Below are 2500 nucleotides of genomic sequence, written 5' to 3'. Positions count from 1 at the left end.
GCAGACACACTGCGGATGCTAACGTCCGTAGTGGAGAGGGAAACAACCCTGACCTACGACTAAGGCCCCCAATTCATGGCTAAGTGGGAAAGCAGGTGGGACGACCAAAACAACCAGGAGGTTGGCTTAGAAGCAGCCATCCTTTAAAGATAGCGTAACAGCTCACTGGTCTAAATAAGTTGTCCTGCGGCGAAGATGTAACGGGGCTCAAGCCATGAGCCGAAGTCTAGGGATGCGTAAGCATCGGTAGCAGAGCGTAGTGTGACATAAGATTCATCCTCTTTAGTGTCCTTCGGGGCACCTTGGAGGATCAGAATCTTTTCGATGAAGCCGGGGCGTGAGCCATCCGGTGGAGAGATCACTAGTGAGAATGATGACATGAGTAGCGACAAAGAGTGTGAGAGACACTCTCGCCGAAAGTCCAAGGGTTCCTGCTTAAAGCTAATCTGAGCAGGGTAAGCCGGCCCCTAAGCCGAGGCCGAAAGGCGTAGGCGATGGGAATCAGGTTAATATTCCTGAGCCAGGAGGATGTGACGGATCACAGGTGTAGTTCAATCTTATCGGATTGATTGGGCTGCTGAGTGGTTCCTGGAAATAGCCCTCCATCAGACCGTACCCTAAACCGACACAGGTGGACTGGTAGAGCATACCAAGGCGCTTGAGAGAACGATGTTGAAGGAACTCGGCAAAATACCTCCGTAAGTTCGCGAGAAGGAGGCCCGGTTCCTAGGCAACTAGGGGCTGGGGGCACAAACCAGGGGGTGGCGACTGTTTATTAAAAACACAGGGCTCTGCGAAGTCGCAAGACGACGTATAGGGTCTGACGCCTGCCCGGTGCCTGAAGGTTAAAAGGAGAGGTGAGAGCCTTGAATTGAAGCCCAGGTAAACGGCGGCCGTAACTATAACGGTCCTAAGGTAGCGAAATTCCTTGTCGGGTAAGTTCCGACCTGCACGAATGGCGTAACGACTTCCCCGCTGTCTCCAACATCGACTCAGCGAAATTGAATTGCCTGTCAAGATGCAGGCTTCCCGCGGTTAGACGGAAAGACCCCGTGCACCTTTACTACAGCTTCGCACTGGCATCAGGATTGTGATGTGCAGGATAGGTGGTAGGCTTTGAAGCGGAAACGCAAGTATCCGTGGAGCCTCCCTTGAGATACCACCCTTCGCACTCTTGATGTCTAACCGCGGTCCGTTATCCGGATCCGGGACCCTGCGTGGCGGGTAGTTTGACTGGGGCGGTCGCCTCCTAAAGCGTAACGGAGGCGCGCGAAGGTTGGCTCAGAGCGGTCGGAAATCGCTCGTTGAGTGCAATGGCAGAAGCCAGCCTGACTGCAAGACTGACAAGTCGAGCAGAGTCGAAAGACGGCCATAGTGATCCGGTGGTCCCGAGTGGAAGGGCCATCGCTCAACGGATAAAAGGTACGCCGGGGATAACAGGCTGATACTGCCCAAGAGTCCATATCGACGGCAGTGTTTGGCACCTCGATGTCGGCTCATCTCATCCTGGGGCTGGAGCAGGTCCCAAGGGTACGGCTGTTCGCCGTTTAAAGAGGTACGTGAGCTGGGTTTAGAACGTCGTGAGACAGTTCGGTCCCTATCTGCCGTGGGTGTAGGAGACTTGAGAGGAGTTGCCCCTAGTACGAGAGGACCGGGGTGAACGATCCACTGGTGGACCAGTTGTCGTGCCAACGGCAGTGCTGGGTAGCTATGATCGGACAGGATAACCGCTGAAGGCATCTAAGCGGGAAGCCCCCCTCAAAACAAGGTCTCCCTGAGGGCCGTGGAAGACCACCACGTCAATAGGCCGGAGATGTAAGCGCAGTAATGCGTTCAGTTGACCGGTACTAATCGCCCGATAGGCTTGATTTGATCCAGTAATGGAAAGACATGCCCGCCGCCTCAAGTAGCGAAGCGGTAGGCGATCAAACAAGACCAAAAGCATACACTGACCTTGAGTTGGATAACGTCGCAGCGCCAAGTCGCGATGTTGGTTGATTATATAACCGAGTGGCAACGCGCCTTTTGCAAGCAAAAGACGCTGCCTGCCACCTCGTCGCTTTCCTGCAAAGCAGGAAAGTCGACATGGGCTTTTCCTCGGTTTGGTGGTCATAGCGCAAGTGAAACACCCGGTCCCATCCCGAACCCGGAAGTTAAGCACTGCCGCGCCAATGGTACTTGGGCTTAAGCCCCGGGAGAGTAGGTCACCGCCAAACCTAGTAAAAGCCCAACAAACCTCTCTAATACGATCAAAAAAACACTACCCGGTCTCAAGTAGCCGTATAGGCGGTAGACCAACGCAAAGTGTCGCGGGATGGAGCAGCCCGGTAGCTCGTCAGGCTCATAACCTGAAGGTCGCAGGTTCAAATCCTGCTCCCGCAACCAAATCCCAAACAAAACGTTCGATCTACAAACAGTCCACTGGACTGTTTGCCTAACGATTAACCTCGTAAGGCTCATAACCTGAAAGTCAGAGGCTCAAATCCTCTCCCGAAACCAA

At 54.0% G+C, this 2500-nt stretch carries 1 tRNA gene and 2 rRNA genes (1 of these 3 cut by a window edge); all 3 read left to right on the top strand.

What is annotated here, in order from left to right:
- Window positions 1–1872: ribosomal RNA gene (locus ACR0NN_RS25115) — 23S ribosomal RNA — on the top strand; it begins 1036 nt to the left of the window's first position.
- Between the two features lie 229 nt (window positions 1873–2101).
- Window positions 2102–2216, top strand: a 5S ribosomal RNA gene (gene rrf, locus ACR0NN_RS25110).
- Between the two features lie 92 nt (window positions 2217–2308).
- A tRNA-Met gene (locus tag ACR0NN_RS25105) sits at window positions 2309–2385 on the top strand.
- The last annotated feature ends 115 nt before the right edge of the window (window positions 2386–2500 follow it).

The organism is Ruegeria sp. BA2 (genome assembly GCF_056539605.1).
The sequence above is the reverse complement of the archived record's forward strand: the minus strand, read 5'-3'. Positions and strand labels throughout refer to the sequence as shown.